This is a genomic window from Bradyrhizobium sp. BRP23 (assembly GCF_020194135.1).
Taxonomy (GTDB): domain Bacteria; phylum Pseudomonadota; class Alphaproteobacteria; order Rhizobiales; family Xanthobacteraceae; genus Bradyrhizobium; species Bradyrhizobium yuanmingense.
In genome coordinates, this window is sequence record NZ_JADYVW010000006.1 from 446,157 (window position 1) to 468,167 (window position 22,011).

The 22,011-nt window shown below is 64.8% G+C and carries 24 protein-coding genes; 1 reads left to right on the top strand and 23 read right to left on the bottom strand.

The window, feature by feature from the left end:
- Positions 1 to 354: 354 nt before the first annotated feature.
- Positions 355 to 1,125, top strand: coding sequence for a response regulator transcription factor (locus I6F24_RS19590; RefSeq protein ID WP_192893304.1), 771 nt, complete (start codon positions 355 to 357; stop codon positions 1,123 to 1,125).
- 112 nt (positions 1,126 to 1,237) lie between these two features.
- Here I6F24_RS19590 and I6F24_RS19595 read toward each other — a convergent pair whose 3' ends face one another.
- From I6F24_RS19595 to I6F24_RS19705, 23 genes are all read right to left on the bottom strand, one after another.
- Entirely contained in the window at positions 1,238 to 1,696 is a 459-nt protein-coding gene (locus tag I6F24_RS19595) for a hypothetical protein (RefSeq protein ID WP_036007081.1), read from the bottom strand.
- The gene (locus I6F24_RS19600) at positions 1,693 to 2,205 is read right to left on the bottom strand and encodes a flagellar biosynthesis protein FlgN (RefSeq protein ID WP_225146819.1); all 513 of its coding nucleotides are present in this window, start codon (positions 2,203 to 2,205) and stop codon (positions 1,693 to 1,695) included. Before I6F24_RS19600 ends, I6F24_RS19595 begins: the two co-directional genes overlap by 4 nt.
- Before the next feature lie 39 nt (positions 2,206 to 2,244).
- Positions 2,245 to 2,724, bottom strand: a complete 480-nt coding sequence (locus tag I6F24_RS19605; protein ID WP_225149170.1) for a rod-binding protein — start codon at positions 2,722 to 2,724, stop codon at positions 2,245 to 2,247.
- Positions 2,721 to 3,140 carry a hypothetical protein gene (locus tag I6F24_RS19610; RefSeq protein WP_036007058.1) on the bottom strand — a complete coding sequence of 140 codons (420 nt, stop codon included), beginning with the start codon at positions 3,138 to 3,140 and terminating at the stop codon, positions 2,721 to 2,723. Before I6F24_RS19610 ends, I6F24_RS19605 begins: the two co-directional genes overlap by 4 nt.
- A 7-nt stretch (positions 3,141 to 3,147) precedes the next feature.
- Positions 3,148 to 3,900 (bottom strand): flagellar biosynthesis protein FliR, encoded by a 753-nt coding sequence (gene fliR / locus I6F24_RS19615; RefSeq protein ID WP_036007054.1) that lies wholly within the window; start codon positions 3,898 to 3,900, stop codon positions 3,148 to 3,150.
- Positions 3,897 to 5,978, bottom strand: a complete 2,082-nt coding sequence (gene flhA, locus I6F24_RS19620) for a flagellar biosynthesis protein FlhA (protein WP_036027411.1) — start codon at positions 5,976 to 5,978, stop codon at positions 3,897 to 3,899. Before flhA ends, fliR begins: the two co-directional genes overlap by 4 nt.
- A 75-nt stretch (positions 5,979 to 6,053) precedes the next feature.
- On the bottom strand, positions 6,054 to 6,320 hold the full coding sequence (gene fliQ, locus I6F24_RS19625) for a flagellar biosynthesis protein FliQ (protein ID WP_025034323.1): 267 nt from the start codon (positions 6,318 to 6,320) through the stop codon (positions 6,054 to 6,056).
- A complete protein-coding gene (flgD, locus tag I6F24_RS19630) occupies positions 6,317 to 6,736 on the bottom strand; it encodes a flagellar hook assembly protein FlgD (protein WP_036007048.1) in 420 nt (139 codons plus the stop codon). The genes fliQ and flgD overlap by 4 nt, the downstream gene beginning before the upstream one ends.
- Positions 6,737 to 6,751: 15 nt before the next feature.
- Entirely contained in the window at positions 6,752 to 7,162 is a 411-nt protein-coding gene (gene flbT / locus I6F24_RS19635; RefSeq protein WP_225149171.1) for a flagellar biosynthesis repressor FlbT, read from the bottom strand.
- Entirely contained in the window at positions 7,162 to 7,506 is a 345-nt protein-coding gene (gene flaF / locus I6F24_RS19640; protein ID WP_225149172.1) for a flagellar biosynthesis regulator FlaF, read from the bottom strand. The genes flbT and flaF overlap by 1 nt, the downstream gene beginning before the upstream one ends.
- 68 nt (positions 7,507 to 7,574) lie before the next feature.
- Entirely contained in the window at positions 7,575 to 8,621 is a 1,047-nt protein-coding gene (locus I6F24_RS19645) for a flagellar hook-associated family protein (protein ID WP_036007038.1), read from the bottom strand.
- Between the two features lie 3 nt (positions 8,622 to 8,624).
- Positions 8,625 to 10,100: a flagellar hook-associated protein FlgK gene (flgK, locus tag I6F24_RS19650; protein WP_057030131.1), complete on the bottom strand. Its 1,476-nt coding sequence runs from the start codon at positions 10,098 to 10,100 to the stop codon at positions 8,625 to 8,627.
- A gap of 34 nt (positions 10,101 to 10,134) precedes the next feature.
- A complete protein-coding gene (locus I6F24_RS19655; RefSeq protein ID WP_225149173.1) occupies positions 10,135 to 11,367 on the bottom strand; it encodes a flagellar hook protein FlgE in 1,233 nt (410 codons plus the stop codon).
- Between the two features lie 106 nt (positions 11,368 to 11,473).
- A complete protein-coding gene (locus I6F24_RS19660; RefSeq protein WP_057030130.1) occupies positions 11,474 to 12,055 on the bottom strand; it encodes a transglycosylase SLT domain-containing protein in 582 nt (193 codons plus the stop codon).
- Positions 12,006 to 13,349, bottom strand: coding sequence for a flagellar hook-length control protein FliK (locus I6F24_RS19665; RefSeq protein ID WP_225149174.1), 1,344 nt, complete (start codon positions 13,347 to 13,349; stop codon positions 12,006 to 12,008). The genes I6F24_RS19660 and I6F24_RS19665 overlap by 50 nt, the downstream gene beginning before the upstream one ends.
- Complete coding sequence (locus tag I6F24_RS19670; protein ID WP_036027420.1) at positions 13,346 to 14,521, bottom strand: chemotaxis protein; 1,176 nt, start codon at positions 14,519 to 14,521, stop codon at positions 13,346 to 13,348. Before I6F24_RS19670 ends, I6F24_RS19665 begins: the two co-directional genes overlap by 4 nt.
- A complete protein-coding gene (locus I6F24_RS19675; protein ID WP_036007025.1) occupies positions 14,518 to 15,831 on the bottom strand; it encodes a MotB family protein in 1,314 nt (437 codons plus the stop codon). Before I6F24_RS19675 ends, I6F24_RS19670 begins: the two co-directional genes overlap by 4 nt.
- Positions 15,832 to 15,837: 6 nt before the next feature.
- Complete coding sequence (locus I6F24_RS19680; protein ID WP_036027422.1) at positions 15,838 to 16,533, bottom strand: hypothetical protein; 696 nt, start codon at positions 16,531 to 16,533, stop codon at positions 15,838 to 15,840.
- Positions 16,530 to 18,155, bottom strand: coding sequence for a flagellar basal-body MS-ring/collar protein FliF (gene fliF, locus I6F24_RS19685; protein WP_225149175.1), 1,626 nt, complete (start codon positions 18,153 to 18,155; stop codon positions 16,530 to 16,532). The genes I6F24_RS19680 and fliF overlap by 4 nt, the downstream gene beginning before the upstream one ends.
- A gap of 296 nt (positions 18,156 to 18,451) precedes the next feature.
- A complete protein-coding gene (locus I6F24_RS19690; RefSeq protein WP_057030126.1) occupies positions 18,452 to 19,366 on the bottom strand; it encodes a flagellin in 915 nt (304 codons plus the stop codon).
- 268 nt (positions 19,367 to 19,634) lie between these two features.
- A complete protein-coding gene (locus tag I6F24_RS19695) occupies positions 19,635 to 20,543 on the bottom strand; it encodes a flagellin (RefSeq protein WP_057030125.1) in 909 nt (302 codons plus the stop codon).
- 255 nt (positions 20,544 to 20,798) lie between these two features.
- Positions 20,799 to 21,539, bottom strand: a complete 741-nt coding sequence (gene fliP / locus I6F24_RS19700) for a flagellar type III secretion system pore protein FliP (RefSeq protein WP_036007014.1) — start codon at positions 21,537 to 21,539, stop codon at positions 20,799 to 20,801.
- On the bottom strand, positions 21,536 to 21,979 hold the full coding sequence (locus I6F24_RS19705; RefSeq protein WP_036027480.1) for a flagellar basal body-associated FliL family protein: 444 nt from the start codon (positions 21,977 to 21,979) through the stop codon (positions 21,536 to 21,538). The genes fliP and I6F24_RS19705 overlap by 4 nt, the downstream gene beginning before the upstream one ends.
- Between the last annotated feature and the right edge of the window lie 32 nt (positions 21,980 to 22,011).

Sequence of the window (22,011 nt, forward strand, 5' to 3'; positions counted from 1 at the left end):
AATCGCTACGGTTCTACTCAAGTGATTCTCGCCAGTTGGCGAGGAGATCGACATGGTTCAGCAGTGTTCGGACGCGATGAGCAACTTGGCGCAACTGTTCTAGGTCGTTTCTCAATCTGCTCCGCGAGGTGATCAGTAAGACACCCGCCGAGCCTCACGCAGTAAGCGTTTCAGTATCGAGTTGAAGTAACAGGCCTGCGAGACGCAGGCACTGAACGCGTAGGGCTGCCCGCGAATATCGAAACCACAACAACGGTTCGCGGGATGGAATGTCGTCAAACAGCATCGTTGCCGAGCCGGCGCATCACAACAACCAGCCGGCCGCAACAAGTGCGAAACAGGGGCGAAAGACTGATGTATATTATCGTTGATGATCGTGAGAGCGTCGCGAACAGCTATGTCGGAGGACTCGTTCGCGAAGGCGTATCGTCGATCGGGTTCTCCTCCGGAGAATTCTGGGACTGGCTGCAATCTGCGAGCGAATCCGATCTGGCGGCGGTGGACGCCTTTCTCCTCGGGGATTGCGATGCCCGCGGAAGCCTGCCGCGTGCGATGCGCAAGCGCTCCTCGGCTCCCATCATTGCCATGAGCGGCCAGAAGATGCTCAAGAACACCCTGGAGCTGTTCGAATCGGGGGTGGACGACGTCGTACACGTGCCGATCCACCTGCGCGAGATCCTGGCACGAACGGCCGCGATCGCGCGCCGCCGGGTGGGCGAGCTGCCGAGGCCCTGCGAGAGCAGGATCCAGGTCTTCTTCAACGGCCGTGATCCCGAAATCGCGGGCCACGCCCTCACCCTGCCCCGCCGCGAACTGCGCATTCTCGAATATATGGTGGCCAATCACGGCAAGTGGATCACCAAGACGCAGATCTTCAATGCGGTCTACGGCATCTTCGAGTCCACCTTCGACGAGAGCGTGATCGAGAGCCACGTCAGCAAGCTGCGCAAGAAGCTCCGCGACCGCCTCGGCTTCGACGCGATCGTGGCAAGGCGTTACGTCGGCTACCGCCTCAACATCCCGGCGGGCGAAACTCTCGACGAGCCGGTGCAGGAGCTCGAGGACGTCGGCATCCTCTTGAACCGGGCGCAGGCCGCCCCCGCGGCATACCCGGCCGGAAACTGACAAGGGCGCAAGCCTGGCACGAACCGACAACGGCCTCCGCACTTCGCGGAGGCCGTTGCACGTTCAGCGGGAGAGACGATGGGATGAGCAGCGCTTATGCAGCCATCCCGCGCTACGGCTTCTGCTGGAATTCTTCCTTGGAGACGTAGTTGAAGTCCTCGACCAGGACGTCCTGGACGATGTCACCCTGCATCCGTTCGTTGACGCGCTGCTTGATGGCCGTCGTCAGGATGGCGAGGTCGTAACGGGCGAGCTTCCTGAAGTCGAGACGATCGTCGGCGTAGATCCTGCGGAAGGCCTCGTCGACGACGAACGGCTCCGGCGGGACGTTCAGCTGGTGCATGGTCCGCGCCTCCATGGTGTAGACGAAGCGCGCGACGATGTAGCCCTGGACATTGCCGTTCTCGACCATCGGCACGCTCAGCGCCCGCGTCTTGTGATATTGCAGCCCTTCGAGATATTCGTCCTTCGCCGGCAGCAGGCTGCCCTTCTCCTTCCAATAGGCAACGGCATAGCTCGTGCCTGCCGTGAGGATGCATACCCAAAGCCCGGCCAGCACCAGCCTGATCATTTTCCGTCCTGCGCCGTGCGACCGGTATAGGTGCCGTCGGACTCGGCGTCCTTGACCGCCTTGACGATGATGCCCGCGACTTCGCGGACCGCGTCGTAGTGCATTTCCAGAATGGAGCGATTCCGCTCGAGCTTCTCGCGCAGCCGCTGAATCTCCTCGGTGATCTCGACCTCGCCGCCGAGGTGCATCCGCGCCCGCATCAGGCGGACGAACTCGAGCATGCTCCGGCTCTTCCGCGCGCTGAAATCGTCGAAATCGATCTTCTGGCCGGTCGCGAGCGCAGTCGTCTCCTCCTCGACGATAGTCGCGAGCCGGCGGATTGCGGCCAGCAGGCCACGCATTTCGTCCGATCTCACCGTGTCCGCGGCGTCGACCCTTGCCTCGTCACCCCCGATCGGCAGCAGCACGGGCAGCAGCGCATCGCTCGCTGCGGCTTCCGTCGTCACCATCTCGGTGTCCGCGACCGCCTGGTCCATCGCCACGGCCACCGCGCCTTCTTGTGCCTGCATTGGAAATTCACCTCTCAACTTCTGTCACCCGTTCGCGGATCATGATTTGGCCTTCGCAGCGTCCGGTCCAGCCGGATGCGCGGCGGCGAGCTGCCTGGCGATGCCGACACCGTTGCCCTTTGCCAGCTGACTGCCGAGCTGCTCTGCAAGCATCGACTTCCAGACGCCGCCAGCCGTGCCCTTGCCGAAGACCTCCTCCGACTCCTTCGGCAACATCGTCTCGACGAAGGTCTGGAGGATGAAGGCTTCGAACTTCCGGTAAACCTCGCCGGATGCCGGCGCCTTGATCACCTGCACCGGCGCGCCATTCACGGCACCCGACTGCGCTTCCGCGACTTTCGCCGCGGCTTGATCGGCGGTCGCCGCTTTGGCCTTGCCGACTTCCGCCTCCATCGTGGCGGCGAAATCGGCGTCCGACGATTTCAGCGCGTCGAGCTTCGCGGTCGCGGCGCGCTGCGTCGCGGGGTCCGCGGCTTCGAGGACGTCGAGGACGAGGTCGGGCGTCGCTGTCACGATCATGTCTTGTTCCGGTTGGCTGGCTGTGGCGTCCAGGCGTGCACGGTAAGGCTCGTTCCCGTCATGTCCTCGAGCGAGCGCTTCTCGGCATCGCGGAGCTTGTCTGCGAGTGCGGCCTTGGCGACCTCCTCCAGCTGTTTCACGCGGCGGGTCTCCCGGCGAACCTGGTCGAGCTGCTGCGCGGCCTGCGCCTGCACCGCACGGGCGCCGACGCTCGCCCTGTTGAGACGCCGCGCGATCGATTCGTTCGACGATCCCGCCGGCGGCTTTCCATCGTTCAAGGCTCCGACCAGCCATTCCTGCTCGTCCTGCAGGCTGCGCTCCTGCTGCCGCAATTGCGCGAGCTGCCATTCGGAGAGCCGGAGCTGCAGCTTCACCAGCGAGACCATCCGGCCGAGCTTGTCCGCGCGCGATGTCATGACCCGGTCACTCCGCCAGCCACGACGACACGCCCAGCATGAACTGCGTCAGCAGCTCGTCGCTGGTGAGGTAGAGCAGCAGGAAGCCGCCGAACAGCACGAAGGGCACCGAGATGAAATAGACCGGAATGGCCGGCGTCAGCTTGTTGATCAGGCCGACCGCCAGGTTGACGATGACCGAATAGACGATGAAAGGGCTCGAGATCCGCAGCGTCAGCACGAACGCTTCCGAAAGGCGGCCGACGAGCAGCTCGAGCGCGACGCTGCCGCCCAGCCTGCTGCCGGGCTTCCAGACGTCGTAGGAGTTCATCAGCCCCCGCAGCACCTGCCAGTGCTGGTCGGTCATGAAGAACAGCGTGGTGACGGCCGCCATGATCAGCGGCACCAGGGCCGGCGCCGGATCGGTGTCGGCGATCGGTGTGCCCGGGATGTTGCTCAGCCCGATCGCGCTCGCCATCATGGTCGCCATGGTCTGGAGGGCGAGGAAGAACACGCGCCCGCCGAGTCCGATGACGCTGCCGACCACGAGCTCGGAGCAGATCAGGAGCGCGAGCGTCAGGGGAGCCGCGTTGTCCGTGAGCGGCTTCAGGACGGCAATCAGGATCGGCGTCAGTGCAAACGTCGTGACCAGTGCGACGAACAGGCGCACCTGGGGCGGAACGTTGACGCTGGAATAGCCGGGCACCAGCATCAGGCAGGCGCCGATGCGGCAAAACACGATGAACGTCACCAGCACGCTGTCGGCGAGCCCTGAGATCACGATATGGCTCCGAGCGCCCTGATCTCGGCGCTGCGCGCGACTTCGACATGCGACAGGATCGGCAAAGTCGGGAACACCCGCTCCAGGATCATCCGGACATAGGGGCGCGCTTCCGGCGTCACTGCCAGCACCACGCTGGTGCCGCTCTCGGTGAATTTCCGGATCGCGGCGCTGGCTTCGGTCGCGAACTGCTCGATCAGGCGCGGGTCTGCGTCGAACTCGACGACGTCCCCCTTGGCATCGCGCTTCAGGCTCTGGTGGAAAGCGAGGTCCCAGCGGTTACCGAGACGAACCACGTTGAGCACGCCATTGTCGGAGAGATCGCCGCAGATCTGCTGGGCGAGCCGGGTCCGAACGTGCTCCGCCACCTGCTCGGAGCGCCGCACATGGGGCGCGATCTCGGCGATCGCCTCGAGGATCAGGTGAAGATTGCGAATGGAGACGCGTTCGGCAAGCAGGATCTTCAGGATCGCCAGCAGGCCCGAATAGGAGATCTGCGACGGGCAGAGATCCTCGACCAGGCGCTTGTATTCGGGATCGAGCCGGTCGAGCAGGGCGCGCATGTCCTTGTAGGACAGCAGCTGGGCAAGGTTCGCCCTGATGACTTCGCTCAAATGCGTGAGCAGCACCGACAGATTGTCGACCGGCTTGCAGCCCTGCCGCTTGACTTCGTCGGTGAAGGCTTCCGTCACCCACAGCGCCTTCATGCCGAACGCGGGCTCGATCACCTCGTCGCCCGGCACGTCGGGCTTGCCGTCCTTGTCGACCAGCACCAGCACCTCGCCGAGCCTGAGCTCGCCATGGGCAACGCGCGTGTCGTGAATCCTTATCTGGTAGCTCTTAGGATCGATCGACAGATTGTCCGTGAGCTTGATCTCGGGAATGACGAAGCCGTACTGCTTGGCGAATTTCTTGCGGATCTTGGCCACGCGGTGGGCAAGCTCGGTGCGCGAGCCCAACAGATGGATTGAAAGGTGGCCGCCGAGCGCCAGCTCGATCTCGGCGGTCTTGAGCTGCTCCTTGACGGACTCCTTGGCCTCAGCCTGCGCGCGCTCGTCGGCCTTGCGGGCCTCCTCCTTCTGCTTCAGCGCAGCCTGCCGCTTCGGCAACGAATAGCCGACGAAGGCCATGACACCCCCAAGCAGCACAAACGGCGCCATCGGCAGTCCCGGCATCAAAGCGAGCACGAACATCATCAGTGCGGCGGCCGACACCGCGCGCGGATAGCCGCCGAGCTGCCGCAGCACCGCCTGCTCCGCCGAGCCCGTGGTGCCGCCCTTGGAGACCAGGAGGCCCGCCGACAGCGACACGATCAGCGCCGGCATCTGCGACACCAGACCATCGCCGACGGAGAGCTTGGTGTAGACGTCGGCCGCGCGGGACAGAGTCAATCCGTGATGGGTGACGCCGATGACGATGCCGCCGAAGATGTTGATCGCGGTGATGATGAGACCGGCAATGGCGTCGCCACGGACGAATTTCGAGGCGCCGTCCATGGCGCCGAAGAACGCGCTCTCCTCTTCGAGCTCGCGGCGCCGTCGCTGCGCTTCCTTGTCGTCGATCAAGCCGGCGGACAGGTCCGCATCGATCGCCATCTGCTTGCCCGGGATGGCGTCCAGGGTGAAACGGGCGCCGACTTCGGCGATACGCGTCGCGCCCTTGGTGATCACGACGAAATTCACCGTCACCAGGATCGCGAAGATGATGAGACCGATCACGAAGTCGCCGCCCATGACGAACTTCGAGAAGCCTGCAACGACATGGCCCGCCGCATGTTCACCCTCCCCGCCCCGTGACAGGATCAGGCGCGTCGTCGCGATGTTCAGCGCCAGGCGCAGGATCGTCGCGATCAGCAGAACGGTCGGGAAAGCAGAGAAGTCGAGCGGGCGCTGAATCCACAGCGCCACCATCAGGATCAGGGCCGAAAGCGCGATCGAGAACGCGAGGCCGAGGTCGATCAGGATCGGAGGAATCGGCAGGAACAGGATCGTTAGCATGGTCACGATGCCGGCGGCGAAAAAGGCATCCGTTCCGAGGCGGCGCTGATTGGGCGGGCTAGCAGCTAACGTATCGGCCATGGGGTCACCGGCAGAGGGGTCCGCCCGCAATCTGCCGCGCAAAGCTTACGCGGGGATGGTGCCGGGCCGTCCGGATCAGAAGCCGCGCTCGATCCTGGAATAGACCATCTCAGTGAAGGTCGACAGATGCGCGCCGATGAAGGAGCCGGAGACGGCAACGACCAGGAGAATGACGATGATCTTCGGAACAAAGGTCAGCGTCACCTCCTGGATCTGGGTCAGCGCCTGGATCAGCGCGATGACGGTGCCGACCAGCATGGCTGCGCCGACCGCAGGCCCGGAGGCGACGATGATGGTCCAGATCGCCGCCTGGACGATATCGAGGGCGTCCCGCTCGTTCATGACTGGCTGATCGTGAGGCCCGGTCCGACCGCGACCTTGGTGCCGTCCTGAAGCGTCGCGATCGAGCCGTCGCTGTTGATGGAGACCGAGACGACCTTGCCGCTGAAGGTCGCGCCGGTCGAGTCGGTGAAGCTGACCGTCTTCCCGATCAGCCCGTTGGCCTGCGACAAAGACTGCGAGGACAGCAGCGCGTCCAGCTTCGCATTCGTCTGCATCGCCTGCTCGACCGTCGAGAGCTGGGCGAACTGGCTCATATACTGCGCGGTGTCCATGGGATTGGTCGGATCCTGGTTCTTCATCTGGGCGATGAGGAGCTGGAGAAACGTGTTGTAGTCCACGCTGTTGCTCGACGTCGTCGAGTTGGTGTCGGTCGAACTGGATCTGCTGGTGCTGTCGGTCGCGCTGGTGACGTTCATCTTGTCTCTCCGCTGTCAGGCAGCTTCGACTGGGGAAACGGCGGCGGCGCCGGCCAGGATGGCCTGCTCCACCGGAAACAACGCGCGAATCCGCTTAAGCGCCTCGAAATAGCGGCTCGCCCCAACCAGTTCGTCGATCGCGCCGAGCCCATCGAGCATCTCGCGGTTCTCGCAAACGGCACACAGGGCCGCGTGATGCTGGGCGTAGAGCGCCGCAGCGTCGCGAACGTCGGTCGGGTTCATCAGCATGAGCTGGACGATGAAATAGAGCTGCCGCAGCGCCGTGGTGGCGTCGGACGCCTGCATGACCTGCCCTTCGAGCAGGAACATCACGTCGTTGACGAGCTCGACGGAGACCTTGCGGTCGACGCGGAGCACCGCGCCGTTGATGTAGACCCGTTCGCCCGCGCGCAAGGAGATCTTCATTAAAGCGCGTCTCGGATCAGGCGGTTGATTTCGATGAGCTGCACCACGTCGCTGGACCGCTGCTCGCGGAGACGATCGGCTTCCTTGACCACCCACAGGCCGATCGAGATGATGTCGGCACGCAGCTTGTCCGGCAGGCCGTTGTCCGGGTGCGCGAGATCCTCGATGAAGATCGTCCACAGCCGCCGCACATAGAGCAGGCTCTCGACCTGATCCTCGGGGCTGAAACGCCCCTTCTGGATCCGCTCGAGCCGGTCGATGCCGAGGCTGAGCGCCTGCCGCTCCCGGCTGCGCGCCTCATAGCCACTTTCGTCAACGACCGCTTCATAGACTTCAAACGTCATCAGGACCACTCTTCGCAGAAAACCGAACAACTGGACAAAGGTTACGAGCCTGACAGCGCAGCCTTGGCTCAGAGATAATTGATGAGGCTGATCTTCTGGAGCTGCGAGGTGAGCGCCAGCGCGGTCTGGATCTGTGTCTGCAGCGTATTGACGCGGACCGAGGCTTCGGTCGGGTCGACCGCTTCCATTCCGACGATCTGATTGTTCAGAATGTCCTGCTGCGTCTTGAGCTTGGCGGTTGCGGTGGTGACCCGTTGCTGAACCGTGCCGACGCTGCCGCCGAGCGCAGCGAGATCGTTGATGGCGTTGCCGACCAGCCCGATGGCCTTGTCCACGACGACCTGGAACGTCTCCTGGCTCAGCTTCACGTTCCCGAGATCGGCCATCATGGTGTAGGCCTCGGCGAGCCTGCGGAAGCCGATCTCGTTGGCGCTCACTGACGTGTCCGCGATCTCGGTGGTGGAGATTCGGCTTTGCATGGTCTGGTCCGTCGCCGAGGACCAGTTGGTGTTCCAAGCCGGGCTCGCGAACCCGGCATCGAAGGTGGTGTCCAGGAAGGTCTGCATCTGGGCCGGCGTAATGGTGGCCACGGCGGGCGAGGATTGCGGGAAGCCGAAGGCCGCGAGAAAATCGGCATCGACCTGGTTCTTGCTGGCCGAGCCCGCGGCGTACGGCGTGATGGGCGCGTTCTGCGTGTTGATGCCCGAGAACAGCGACGAGCCGTTATAGGAGACATTCAACGCGCCGATCAGGTCCTGGAGATTGGAGGATGCAGGCGGCAGGATGACCCGCCCGCCGCCGTCGGTGCTGCGGGCCGCGATCAGATCCTTGAGGAAGTCCGTCGCGGTCTTGCTGAGCTGGGTGATCCGGTTCTGCGTCACGTCCAGGCGTCCCGAGACGAGACCGTTGGTGTCGACGAGCTGGTCGGCAAAGCTCCAGTCCGCCCGCAGCGTGAGGTCGCTTCCCGTCGTCGCACCGAGTTCCAGACCAACGTCGTAGAAGCGGCCGGTGGTCGCTTCGGTCGAGGCCTTGCTCAGCGCCGCCTGGTTGTTCGTGATCGAATACCTCAACGACGAGGACAGCATCAGGGTGGAAACGTAATTCGCGCTCATCATGGCTCAGTTCCCCACGGCGGCCAGCAGGCTCTGCAGCATTTCATCGACGGTCGAAATGATCTTCGACGAGGCCGAATAAGTGCGCTCGACCTGGAGCATCAACGCCATTTCGTCGTCCATGTTGACGCCGTTGACGTTGGACAACGCCGTGATGCTGCGGTTGAGCAATGTGCTCTGGTACTCGGAGTTGGCGTCGGCGGTCTTGCGCTGGTTTTCGATCCAGCTCGCCGACGACGATGCGAAGTCGATCAGGCTGCCGCTCGGCTTGCCTTGCGTCGTTGCGTCGAACGGCTGCGCGGCATCCATGCCGCCGATGAGCTGCTGCAGCCGGGCCGAATAGCCGCCGTTGCCGGCGGTGTTGTATTGGTAGGCGGGGTTACCGCTGATCGCGCCGTCGCGCAGCAGATTCGGGTTGCCGCCCAGGCTCGGATCGACCGAGGCCGCGACCGAGATCGTGCCGGCGAGGCCCACCGAGACGGTCGCGCTCGCCGGCATCGCCGGCGCGCCCGGATAGGTGAAGAGACCGGGAACGTCGGGCAGCGCCGCGGCGGTCTGATCGCTTTCCCTGAACGTATTGATCAGGCCGCGCGCGATTTCGTCGAGCTGGCCCTGATAGGTGACGGTGTCCTGGTCGCGCAGCTGGGCGAGGCCTGCGAGCTTGCCCGACTTCAGCGGCATCACCGAATTGGCGCCGGTCACCGGGACCCCGTCGATGTAGACGGCGTTGCCCGTGGTGCCGGCGGTGTAGGCATTCGTCGGCGCAAAGCTCACCGTCCGCGCCGTCTTGTCGAACAGCACCACGCCGCTGTCAGCGTAGAGCGCCGCGTCGCCGTTGGGGCGGATCGACATGTTGACGCCGACCTCCTGCGACAGTTGCGAGACGATGCTGTCGCGCTGATCGAGATAGTCGGTGATGTCGTCGCCGGAGATCGTGCCTTTCACGATCGCGGTGTTCACGGTCTCGAACCGGGACAGCAACTGGTTGATGTTCTGAACCGACGTCTTCATGTCGGCATCGGCGCTTTCGCGGACCGACTGCACGGTCCGGGTCGCCTGGTTGAGCGCGGTCGCCATGTCCTTGGCGGACGCGACGGCCGCCTGCGCCAGGGTGGCGTTGTCAGGGGCGTTGGCATATTTCTGCAACGCCTGCTTCAGCGCGTTGAGCTGCGCCGTCGGCGACTGGTCGAGCTCCGGATCGTCCACCGTCGCGGTGGCGATCTTCTGCAGGCCGTCATAGATCGCGGTCTGCTTGGCGGACGACGAGGTCGCGATCAGGACGTTGTTGTAGAGGCCCGAGCTGGCGGCGCGCTGGATCGCCGCGACATAGACGCCGGCGCCGGGCAGATTGTCCAGCACGGTGAGCTTGCGCGAATAGCCGGTGGCGCTGGCACCGGCGATGTTGCGCGAGATGACCGACGACTGAACGCTCGACGCCATGAGCGAGGAGCGAGCCGAGTTGAGAGCGGCGGTAAGCGACATGGCGTGCTCTTGCCCGAAACGAGCGCCTAGGAGTTCAGCGCTTCAAGTTGACGACGACATCCAGCAGATCCGAGCCGGTCTGGAACGATTTCGAGTTCGCCGTGAAGCCGCGCTGGGCCTCGATCATGCCGGTGAGTTCATCCGCAAGGTCGACGTTGGAGTCCTCCAGGGCACTGGACTGGATCGTGCCGAGCCCACCCGTGCCGGCATTTCCGACCTGCGCGTTGCCGGAATTCATGTTGGTCGAATAGACGTTGCCGGGCTCGGGCGTCAGATTGTCGGGGCTCGCGACGTCGGCGAGCATGATGGTGTAGAGCGTCAGCTGCTGCCCGTTCTTGAGGATCGCCGTCACATGGCCGGAATCGTCGATATCGACCTTGTCGATCGCCGAGGGAACGCTGCCGTTGACAGTGGCCTTGAAGCTGAAGTCGGTGCCGACCTGGGTCAAGTTCGACAGGTCAAAGGTCATCGCCGCACCTCCGGGAACGGTGAAGGCGAGACCGGTCGGGCTCGCCGCGGCGAGCGCGCCCCTGCCGGCCGCCGTGGTGTCGAAGGTGAAAGTGGTGGCGGCGCCGAGCGAGGTGCCCGTCGCGGAGTCGTAGACCCCGATCTGCCAGGTATCCGAGCCGGCAGCCGTCGCCGTGTGGGACATATAGACGTCGAGCGTAACGGCCTGGCCGATATTGTTGTAGGCCACGATCGAGCTCTTCGATGAATATGACGCCGGGCCGGGCGGACCAGCAATGACAGCCGCTTTCGGATCCAAATTGCCGGTCGTGAGCGTCCCCGCCGTCGACGGCACCGGCACCTGCGAGACCTGGGCGATGTTGACGATCTGCATGCCGGACAGGCTGTTCTGCGAGAAATTGCTCACGTTGCCCGGCTGGCCCAGAAGATAGAAGCCGGCCGCGTTGACCAGATTGCCCTGGCTGTCGGGCACGAACGAGCCGGCCCGCGTCAGATATTGCTGCGTGTTGTTGGCGTTCGACACCACGAAGAAGCCATTGCCCTGGACGCGGAGGTCCGTGGTCGACGTGGTATACTGCGTATTGCCGCCGTCGCTGATGGCATAGCGGACCTTGGTTTCGACAGCGCCGGAATCGTAATTGCCGGAGCCGCTCTTCAGGATCAGCGAGGAGAACTCCGTCGAAGCCCGCTTGTAGCCCGTCGTGTTGACGTTGGCGATGTTGTCCGAGACCGTCGACAGCTTGTTGGACTGCGCGTTCATCCCGGAAACGCCGGTGCGCATAACACCATACAGGCTCATGAATTGGGCTCCTTTGGTAGGCTGCAGCTACAATGGGGGTTCTTGCTTGCGCGGGGCTGATGATTGGGCGCGATGCACAACTTGTCGTGGTCCGGTCAGCTCTGCTTCAGCTCGTCTTGGGCTGGCAGAACGAGCGCGCCTTGTCCGTCCACGCGCCGAAACCGCTCGAGACGAGATGCGCAACGATGTGACAGACATAGCGCTTCTGCGCCGGCTGATTGTTGGGACCCGCGTTGTAGCGCGCGACAGCCATGGTCCAGCTGCCCTCGCGCTGCTTCAACTCCTTCAGGAACCGCGCGGCGTATTCGACGTTCCCCGCGGGATCGAACATCGCCCGGACCGAAGCGAACTTGTCGCCGTGATAATAATGGTTGATCTGCATGCAGCCGAGATCGATCAGCTTGATGCCTTTGCTGCGCATCGCCTCGAAATTCGCGATTGCATCGTTGATGTCCTTGGCGAACACGGTCTGGCCGTCGGCCCCGAGCGCGTAAGGATGGAGCGCGCCGCGCCGGCCGGTCTCGGTGAGGCCCACCGCATAGAGAATGCCGAGCGGAATCCCATGCTGCCGGGCCGCGCGCGTCATCTCGCGCTCGCAGGGGCGCGCAGTCTCGGCGGCGGCTTCCGAAGCGCTCGCGTTACAGATAAACAGGGCCGCGACGGTGATGCGGCGCCACGTCCTGCTCATGACGCGTCTCCTGGTTGAACTGGCGCTCCTGGCGAGCCTGTTTCGCGCCGCCGTCGGATTGCCCCGACGACGTGTCGGCACCGCCGAACGCGCCTTGCGACTGCGGCGAGGATTGTTGCTGGCCCGAGAGCTGGGGCTGGGACTGGCCGGAGCCGCTCTGGAATCCGTCCAGCGAGCCGTGCTGGACCGGCGCGACGTCGGCGACGTAGCCGGCCGACTGCATGAGCTCGCGGATCTGGTCGCGCTGCTGGTCGAGCATCTGGCTCGTGTCCTTGCGCTCGGCCGCGAGCTGGACGGACACTTCGGTGCCGACGAGACGCAGGCGCACCGTGACGTTGCCGAGGGCGGGCGGTTCGAGATTGACCGTCAGGATCCTGAGCGGCTGATCCGGTGCGTTGGTCTGGGATGCGGCGAGATCGGGTGCCGCGGACGCAGCCGGTGCCGAGGACTCCTTCAGCTCGGCGACGACTGCATTGGCAACCTGCTGCGGGGCGTTGAACTGCGCCGGTGGCAGATGGGTTTCCTGCTGGACCACGGTGACCTTGGTTGTCTCGGGTAGCGCGGCGCGCGCCGAAGCCTTGGCAGCGCGCTCGACATCGGCCGTAACCGCCTCGAAGCCGGGTGATGCCGGCCTTGCGCTCGAGGCTTCCGCACCTTGCGTCAGCGCAGATTGCGACGCCGCCATCGCTTGCGAAGCCGCCGCCTGCGAGCGCGCGCCGGCCGGGGCAGGACTGGATGGACCGGCATCGCCGGTCGCCGCCTTCACCGCGCCCGGTGCCTCGTGCTTCGCCGAGGGCGACCGCTCGTCACGCGCGGGCGCGTCCTTGTCTGCGGAGGGCACTTGCATCTGCGGTTTCACGGCAGACACAGCAGCGATCTCCTGCCCGACCATCACAGCGATGCCGGATTGATCCTGGCGATCTGTCCCGGTGAGATGATCGACCGGACGTGGTTTCTCCGCCAGCTTGTCGGACTTGGTGTCGGAGGTCTCGTCCATGGACTTTGGATCAGCAATGGTCGCGACGCGTTCGCGCAGCGCCGCCTCCTTCGGCTGCTCCTGCTCGGCCGGATGGATCGGACACGTGCGCAGCGTTCTGGTCTTCGCGGCCGCCTCGCTGCCGTCTTCGCTCAGCGCCTGCTTGGCGAGGTTCGAGACGGTGTGGAGCAGATCGTTGAAGGACGAGTTCGCCTGTGGTTTGGTCGCGGCACCCTTTGCCGCGCGCGACCCGCGCATGTTGAGACTCTCGGCGAGACCGTTGAAGAGCTGTCCGGAGGTTCCACTGAGCTTGGTCATGGCCGGCGATCCTTGGTCAGGAGTTCGAGCTCCCCGAGCTGCTTCTGCGCGCGTGCGAGCGTCGCGGTCGATGACGCCAGATCGAGTCGCGCCGGCGTTGCCGGAGGCTTGTCCGCTGCCGCGGCGGATCCGCCCGCGAACGGCTTGCGAACGTCGAGCGCGAGCTGCACCGTGGCATTGAGAAGGGGGACGTCGCGTTCGGGCAGCTTCGACCGGTCGAGCGCCTTCAGTTCGGCGAGACCGCCGTCATATTCGTCGGTGAGCACGCGCGAGGCGCCGCGGAGGAAATGGGCGCGCTCGCGTTCCGCCGATGCATCCGCGCTCAGGGTCAATGCCCGCTCGCCCGCAAGTCGGGTCACGGTCAGCCGTCCGCGCACCATCGCGGCGCGCGCCATCATGAGATAGAGCTTGAGGCGGCTGGCGCGATCGATCTGCTCGAGCAAGGCTGAGATCCGCGCAAAGCGGCGCTCGTCGAGTGCCAGGCTCGATTGCGTCAGCCCCGCGGAGAAGCGCTGCCAGAAATCGCCCGCATAGATCGAGTTGCGGTAATGGCGGATATAGGCCAGCGTCAGGAACTCGAACTTCTCGAAATCCTCCGCCTGCCCCACCAGCAGGATCTCGCGCCGCAGGGCCGCCTCCTCGACCAGCGTGCCGGGCAACAGCAGGCGCGCATCGTCCAGGCGCTCGATCGCGAGCGAGGCCTCGGCGCGCGCGAACAGCGCGCCCTGAACCAGCGCGACCTGTCCGCCCAGTCCCGAAGGAATCGTCCGCGGCTTGATCTCCTTGAGCAGCTCCCGTGCTTCCTCTTGGCGACCCTCGACATAGGCGAGCGCACCGTTGAACAGCCGCTCGTCGACGTTCAACTTGTCGCGCGGCAGTTTGCGGACGATTTGCGGCGCACCGCCGCTGAGCAGGTAGATAACGACCGCCTGGCCGTTCCGCGGATTGCTCCACACCGCGGGATCGGCCGCGAGAAACTTCTCGCCGATTTGCCGGATCAGCGCGATATGACTGCCATGTGCGGCGGTGTCGCCATTGGCGATGCCGTCCTGCACCGCTTGCAGCGCGCGGACGAGCTCATAGGGTTCGCTGCCCTGGGGTGCAGGCTGGGCAAGCGCATTTGCCGCGATGAACGGCAGCAGCAAGACGGCGCGGCGCAGCAGCCTGATCAAGGTCGCTTCTCCCGGATCAGGATTTCGATCCGGCGGTTCTGGGCGGCCGCCGGATCGTTCGGGAGCTTCGGCCGCCGATCGGCGTAACCTTCGATGTGCTCGATCCGCCGCGCATCGACGCCGGAACGGACCAACATGTAATAGGCCATCTGCGCACGCGCGGTCGACAGCCTCCAATTGTCGTAGGTTTCCGATCGATACGGCCGATTGTCGGTATGCCCGCGGACGATGATCATGCCCTGGCGCTTCATCAGCAGCGGCCCGATCTTGTCGATCACGCGGATCAGCTCGGGCCGCGGCTCCGCCGAGCCGACCGCGAACATGCCGAAGCTCGCATCGTCGGTGAGGCTGACCAGGAGCCCTTCCTCGACCTGACGCACCTCGGCCGCCGGCCCCGCCCCTGCTTTGATGTCCGACAGCGCCTCCGCGACCGCGGACTGAAGCTGCTTGAGGGTGGGCTGCTGTGTTTGCGCCGCGTCGCGCGCCTCCGGCTCCTTCGCCGCATCGTTGGGACGAGCCTGCGGGGCGGTGCTCACCTGGACGCCAGCTTGGGCGCTGCCCTCGCGCGGCGACTGCGTCGGTGCGGCGCCCGGCGGCATCAGCGGCGACAGGCTTGCGGACGAGCTCTCCGGGCCCGGAGCCACGTTGCCGCCGGCATCATCCGTCCTGCTCCGGCGCGCCTGTACCTCGCCCGGATTTGCTCCGGCTGCGCCGTCTCGCGCGGAGGCATTCGGCTTCGGCTCGCTCTCGATGAAGCGATCGGCGTCCTTGGACGCCTGTGGCGCCAGCTTCCAATAGCCCGGATCGAATGGATCGCGATAGGCATCGCCTCCCTTGAGGCCGTCCTCTTCAGCGGAGGTCAGAGCGCCGGCGCGCCGCTGGCCCGTCGACTGGTTCGCGCTGTTGGCGATCTCGGCGAGCGTCGCATAGGGGTCACGGAACAGGACCTTCTCCTCGAAAGAGGCCGGCTTCTCAGCCGTCGGAGAATCGCCGCGCCTTTCCTCGTTCGTACCGGCCGGCTGACGCTTGCCGTCCTGGCCTTCGAACGACGACGGCTCCTTGTTGGAGAGATCCTTGAGGCCCTTTGGGGCAGGTGAGTTCTCAGCGAGCTTGATCGGATTGAAATAGCTCGCGACGACCTGCTTCTGGTCCTGGTTGAGCGCGTTGAGCAGCCACATGACCAGGAAGAACGCCATCATCGCGGTCATGAAGTCCGCATAGGCGATCTTCCAGACGCCGCCGTGATGCGCCTCCTCGGCGAAGGCGCTGCGGCGGCGGACGATCACGATCTCATGCTTGACCTCCTCCATGGCGGACTACCGGCGCGCTTCCTTGAGGCGTTCACTCCAGGCGGAGATCTGCGTCTCGATCACGGTCTGGTCGGCCACGACGCGCACCTCGAGCGTCTCGGCGGCCACGTATGCGATGCCCGTTCGCCTGGACGCCTCGAGCTGCGTCTTCACGAGGTCCAGCAGCTCGCTCGGGCCGGTGACCTTGAAGGCGGGCGCCGACGAGCTGCCGGTCAGCGCCGCGATCTGCTCGACCAGCGATCCGATCGCCTTGTCGCGCACCGCATCGGCGAGGAACGGCAGCAGGATCCGCGCCACGGAGCTTGCGATGTTGGTCTCGATCTCGCGGCAGGCCGCCTCGAAGCCGCTGACGATCGCGACCGCCTGCTGGTCGGACCATTTGGCCCGCTCTTCGCCGAGCCGGATCGCACTGCGGACGCGCTCCTCGGCCAATTTGGCGTCGCCTTCCGCGACGCCCGCGGCATGGCCGCGCCGATAGGCATCGTCCAGGAGATTGACCGGCGGCGCTTCCGTCGCGGGCGCAGGGGACTGAGCCTGAAGCTGCGTGTGGGCCTGCGGCTGCGATTGAGGCTGCGGATCGCGCCTCGCCTCCTTTGGCCTGGTCAGCACGTCCTGGATTTTTGGAGGCGGGGGCGGCGGCGACGACTTGACCCGGCCGTTCGCATCGAACTGCGTCAGGAGTTTTCCGATTGCCGCGTTCATGCCGCCTCCTCGCGTCGCATCCAGTCTTTAAGGATCGCCGCCGCCTGCATCTGATCGAGCCGGACGATCTGCTCGAGCCGCTTCTGCGGCGTTCGCTGCATCTTGCCTTCGAGGTCTTCGACGAGGTTGAGCTCGGCCTCCTCGCCGTCGGGCAGCGCAAGGGCCGCCGAGGCCTCGAGCTGGGCGGCCTCGGCCGCCTCGGCCTGCTCCTGCTCCGCGCGATGGGTCAGGATGCCGTTGACCGCCGGCCGCAGCCCGAACCAGACCAGCATCGAAGCCACGGCCAGGATCGTGATCGCGTTGATGACGCTGCCGAGCTGCTTGTTGATCATCTCGACGAAGCTGATCGGCGGCACCGGCGCCAGCTCACGCGAGCCCTCGATGAAATCGACAGCCGTCACCTGGATCTGATCGCCGCGCGCCTTGTCCAATCCGCCCGCGGTCGCCGCGAGCTGGCTGATCTCGGCGAGCTTGCTGTCGATGATGGCCTGGTTGCTCTTGTCGCCGAGATCGGCGACCAGCCGAGCGCGATTCACCAGGACGGCGATGAACAGCTTCTTGACGGAATAGCCGTCGCTGATCGTCGTTGTGGTCTTGGAGGAGACCTCGAAATTGGTGACGTCCTCGCGGCGGGTCTTGTCCTCGCTGGAGTTCTTGCCGCCGCCCGCATTCACCTGCTGATCGGGGAGATTCTGCTGCACCGTGGTCGGCGACGAGCGGTCGGCGTTCTGCGAGGATTCCTTCTCGCGTACGGCCCGCACCGAGCGCTCGGCGCGGTTCTCGGGATCGTAGACCGTCTCGTTGATCTGCCGCTTGTCGGTGGACAGCTGCGGAGCGACGCTCACCTCGAAATTGTCGAGGCCGAGATACGGCGTCAGCGCCTTGCGAATGCTCTCCTGCACCATGCCGCTGACCGTCTTCTGCAGGCTCGCCATCTTGGTTGGCGCGGCGCTGGCCTCGTCCTCTTCGGCGAGCAGCATCGAGCCGTCGGCATCGAGCACCGTCACCTTGTCGCGGCTCATGCCGGGAATGGCGGCGGCGACGAGATGCCGGATCGACTGTGCCGTGCGCGCCTCGATCGCGCCGTCGGTGCGCAGCACGACCGATGCCGAAGGCGGCTGCTGCGTGGCGCGGAACGAGCCGCGCACCGGCAGCACGATATGCACGCGCGCCGCCTTCACGCCCTTCATCAGCTGGACGGTGCGGGCGATCTCGCCTTCGAGCGCGCGCAGCTTGGTGACCTCCTGCATGAACGAGGTCAGCCCGAGCGAGCCGATCTTGTCGAACAGCTCGTAACCGGAATTGGCGCTGGTCGGCAGCCCCTTCTCGGCAAGCAGCATCCGCGCCTGCATGGTCTGGCTCGGACGCACCGAGACCGCATCGCCGGCGGGATTGACGTCGAAGGTGATGTTCTGCTCGCGCAGTGCCGCGCCGATGCGCGTCACATCTTCGCGGGTGAGGCCGGTGTAGAGCGTTCCGAACTCGGGGCGGCTGAGATAATAGGCGCCGCCGACGACGGTGACGAGAACCGCAAAACCGACCAGTCCCAAGGCCATCAGGCGTCGCGGCCCAAGCTCCAGCAGATTGTTGAGCAGTTGCTGTACCTGCGCACGACTGAGCATATGACCTCGTACCAATGCGAATGGTGACGACACTCAGCTGCCAACCTTGTCTGAAGGTTGCGCGAGGCGCGAATGTGTGGGTTCGCTGGCGAGGCGTTGCAATTATGCAAGACGGGGCGACGCAATCGGTTTGGCAGCCGCGAGCGAGCGCTCGGGCGCACGGCAGCCCGACCGGCCGCGGCATGTCGCAAGACGTATGACGAAGGTTCGATTGCCGGCACGTCGCGAGTCGGCGCCCACCATCACGGCGGAGACCGTGCTCCCTGAGGGAGCACGGTCGTTTTCGAGAGCGCCGCTTAGCCGCGGAACAGCGACAGGATGCTCTGGCTGTTCTGGTTGGCGATCGACAGCGCCTGAACGCCGAGCTGCTGCTGGGTCTGCAGGGCCTGAAGGCGGGTCGATTCCGCGTTCATGTCGGCGTCGACGAGCTGGCCGACGCCGCGATCCACGGAGTCCATCAGGGTCTTGACGAATTCCGTGTTGGTCGAGATGCGGTTCTTGACCGCGCCGAGATCGGCAGCGGCCGAGGCCACCGAGTTGATGGCGGCGGTGACCTGCGCGATGTAGGCATCGAGCGTGGTCTGGTCGGCCGCCGAGTCAGTCAGCGCGGAGATGTTGATCGTGTCGACCGAAGCGCTGCCGGCCACGGTATCCAGAATGCCGGTCTGCGTCGTGGAGTACAGCGTGTAGTTGGCGGTCGTCACGGTGATCGAGCCGATGGTGGGCGTACCGCCGACGCGGGAGTAGGACGACACGAGGTTGAAGCTCGTCGGGGTGGTACCCGTCGTCGTGCTCAGCCAGTTGATGCCGTTGAAGGTCGCCGAATTGGCCTTCAGCTTCATGTCCTGCTGGATCTGGGTGATGTCCGCCTGGATCTTGGTGCGGTCGATACCCGCGGTCTTGGCTTCGACCAGCAGCGCCTGGAGCTTGGTCAGACCGGATTCCTTGTCGCCGATCACCGAGGTCAGAGCGGTATATTCGGTGTCCACGGTGGCAGCCGACAGGCCGAGCGAGTCGGAGACAGCGGACAGCGCGGCGTTGTCGGAGCGCATCGAGGTCGCAATCGACCAATAGGCGGCGTTGTCCGAGGCGGTGGACACGCGCTGACCGGTGGAAATCCGGTTCTGCGTGGTGGCGAGTTGCGTGCTGACAGACCGCAGGGTCTGCAACGCGGTCATGGCGGAGGAGTTGGTGAGAAGACTAGAACCCATTTTGATGTCCCTTTGAAGATTGACTTGAGTTGGGGACATACCGGGCTTGCACCGGTACGACAGGGCGGCGTCATGCCTTTGGGCGTGCCGCAAACGCGGGTTCAAGGCCCAATCTGTCGTAGCGGCGAGGTTAGCGAGCGAAGCTTGTGCGGGGCTTGTGGCCCTGTGTTCCGGCCGCAACAGGCGGCCGGACTTGGGCGCGCGTGGCTGCCCAAGCGAAAGGGCCGCGCTTCGCGAGAAGCGCGGCCCTCCCCCGATGACTTCCGTCTTAGCGGAACAGCGACAGGATGCTCTGGCTGCTGTTGTTGGCGATCGAGAGCGCCTGCACGCCGAGCTGCTGCTGGACCTGAAGGGCGGCCAGGCGGGTGGATTCCGCGTTCATGTCGGCGTCGACGAGCTGACCGACACCGCGGTCAACCGAGTCCATCAGCGACTTCACGAAGTTCGTGTTGGTCGAGATACGGTTCTTGACGGCACCGAGATTGGCGGCGGCCGAGGCCACCGAGTTGATTGCAGTCGTGACCTGCGCGATGTAGCCATCGAGCGTGGTCTGGTCGGCCGCCGAGTCGGTCAGCGCGGCGATGTTGATCGTGTCGACCGACGCACTGCCGGCCACGGTATCCAGAATGCCGGTCTGCGTGGTCGAGTAGAGCGTGTAGTTGGCCGTCGTCACCGTGATCGAGCCGATGGTGGGCGTGCCGCCGACGCGCGAGTAGGATGACACGAGGCTGAAGCTCGTCGGGGTGGTACCCGTCGTGGTGCTCAGCCAGTTGATGCCGTTGAAAGTCGCCGAGTTGGCCTTCAGCTTCATGTCCTGCTGGATCTGGGTGATGTCCGCCTGGATCTTGGTGCGATCGATACCTGCGGTCTTGGACTGGACCAGCAGCGCCTGGAGCTTGGTCAGACCCGAGTCCTTGTCGCCGATCACCGAGGTCAGAGCGGTATATTCGGTGTCGACGGTCGCGGCCGACAGGCCGAGCGAGTCGGACACCGCCGAGAGCGCAGCGTTGTCGGAGCGCATCGACGTTGCGATCGACCAATAGGCGGCGTTGTCCGACGCGGTGGCGACGCGCTGGCCGGTCGAGATCCGGTTCTGCGTGGTGGAGAGTTGCGAACCCACAGACCGCAGGGTCTGGAGTGCGGTCATGGCAGTCGAGTTCGTAAGCAGGCTTGACATTGCGAATGTCCCTTTATGTACGCGTTTACATTTTCACGAGGGGACATACCGGGCTTTCACCGGTACGGAAGGGCGGCATCATGCCTTTGGACCGATCTGTGTGGGTCCAACCCGCCGTGCCGCATTGCTAGCACGCCGAATCTTGCTTCCGGATTAAGACGAGCTTGAATTCCGCAGTAGAATCATATGGTTAAAATAACGCGCCGCTAACCAAATCCAGCACCTTTCGCTTAACCATAACCGGCCGGCCAGTGCTCACGAGAACGAGCGGACCAGCCCGGAGGCCAGCAGATTCCAGCCGTCGATCAGCACGAAGAACAGCATCTTGAACGGCAGCGCGAGGATCGTCGGCGGCATCATCATCATGCCCATCGACATGGTCAGCGTCGCCACGATCATGTCGATCACCAGGAACGGCAGGATGATGAGGAATCCGATCTCGAACGAGCGCCGGAGCTCGGAAATCATGAAGGCCGGAATGATGACGCGCAGATCGACCCGCTTGTCGTCGAACTTCCTGCGGAAGCTTTCGGCGGCGAGCGCTTCGAAGGTCTGGAGATCCTTGTCGCGGACATGGGCCAGCATGAACTCGCGGAACGGGTCCGTGATCTTCAGATAGGCTTCCTCTTCCGATATCTCGTTCTTCATCAGCGGCTGGACGCCGCTCTCCCAGGCCCGGTCGAAGGTCGGCGCCATGACATAGAAGGTCATGAACAGCGCGAGGCTGATCAGCACCAGGTTGGCGGGCGTGGTCTGGAGGCCGAGACCGGCGCGCAGGAACGACAACGCCACCGCAAATCGCGTGAAGCTCGTCACCATGATGAGCAGCCCCGGCGCCACCGACAGCACCGTGATCAGCGCCATCAGCTGGATGATCCGGCCGCTGGTCGAGCCGTTTCCGGGCGGCAGCAGGGAATTCAGGTCCGGAATTTGGGCCAGCGCCGCTTCGGGCAGCACGACCAGAACCAGCGCGAGCAGCAGGACTTTCACCCTCACTGGATCACCAGCGTCTCGATGATCAATTCGCGGACCTTGCCTGACGAGCGGATATTGGCGCGCTCGGTCAGGTCGTCGCGCAGATGCTGGAGCCCGCGCGATCCCTCGAACTGCGCGACCGTCGCCGACCGCAGATAGGTCACGATGTCCTCGCTGATGTGGGCGGCCAGAATGCCGGCATCCTCGTCGCTCATGCTGTCGGTCACCATCGAGGCTTCTATGCGCGCCCAATTATTCGCCGGCGCGGCGAGATTGGTCACGATCGGGGACAATTTCCGGAGCCGCGCACTGCCGGTGTAGCTCGACGCGATCGGCGGCGAAGTGGCGTTCTTCTTGGCGTCGGCAACGCGTTCGGCGGTCGCGATCAGATGCAAACCGGCAATCGCGCCCGCGCCGATCGCGATCAGGGTCAGCACGACGATGGCGGCGATCAGGCGCATGGCGTCGCCCGCCATCGCGGCGCGATCCGGCC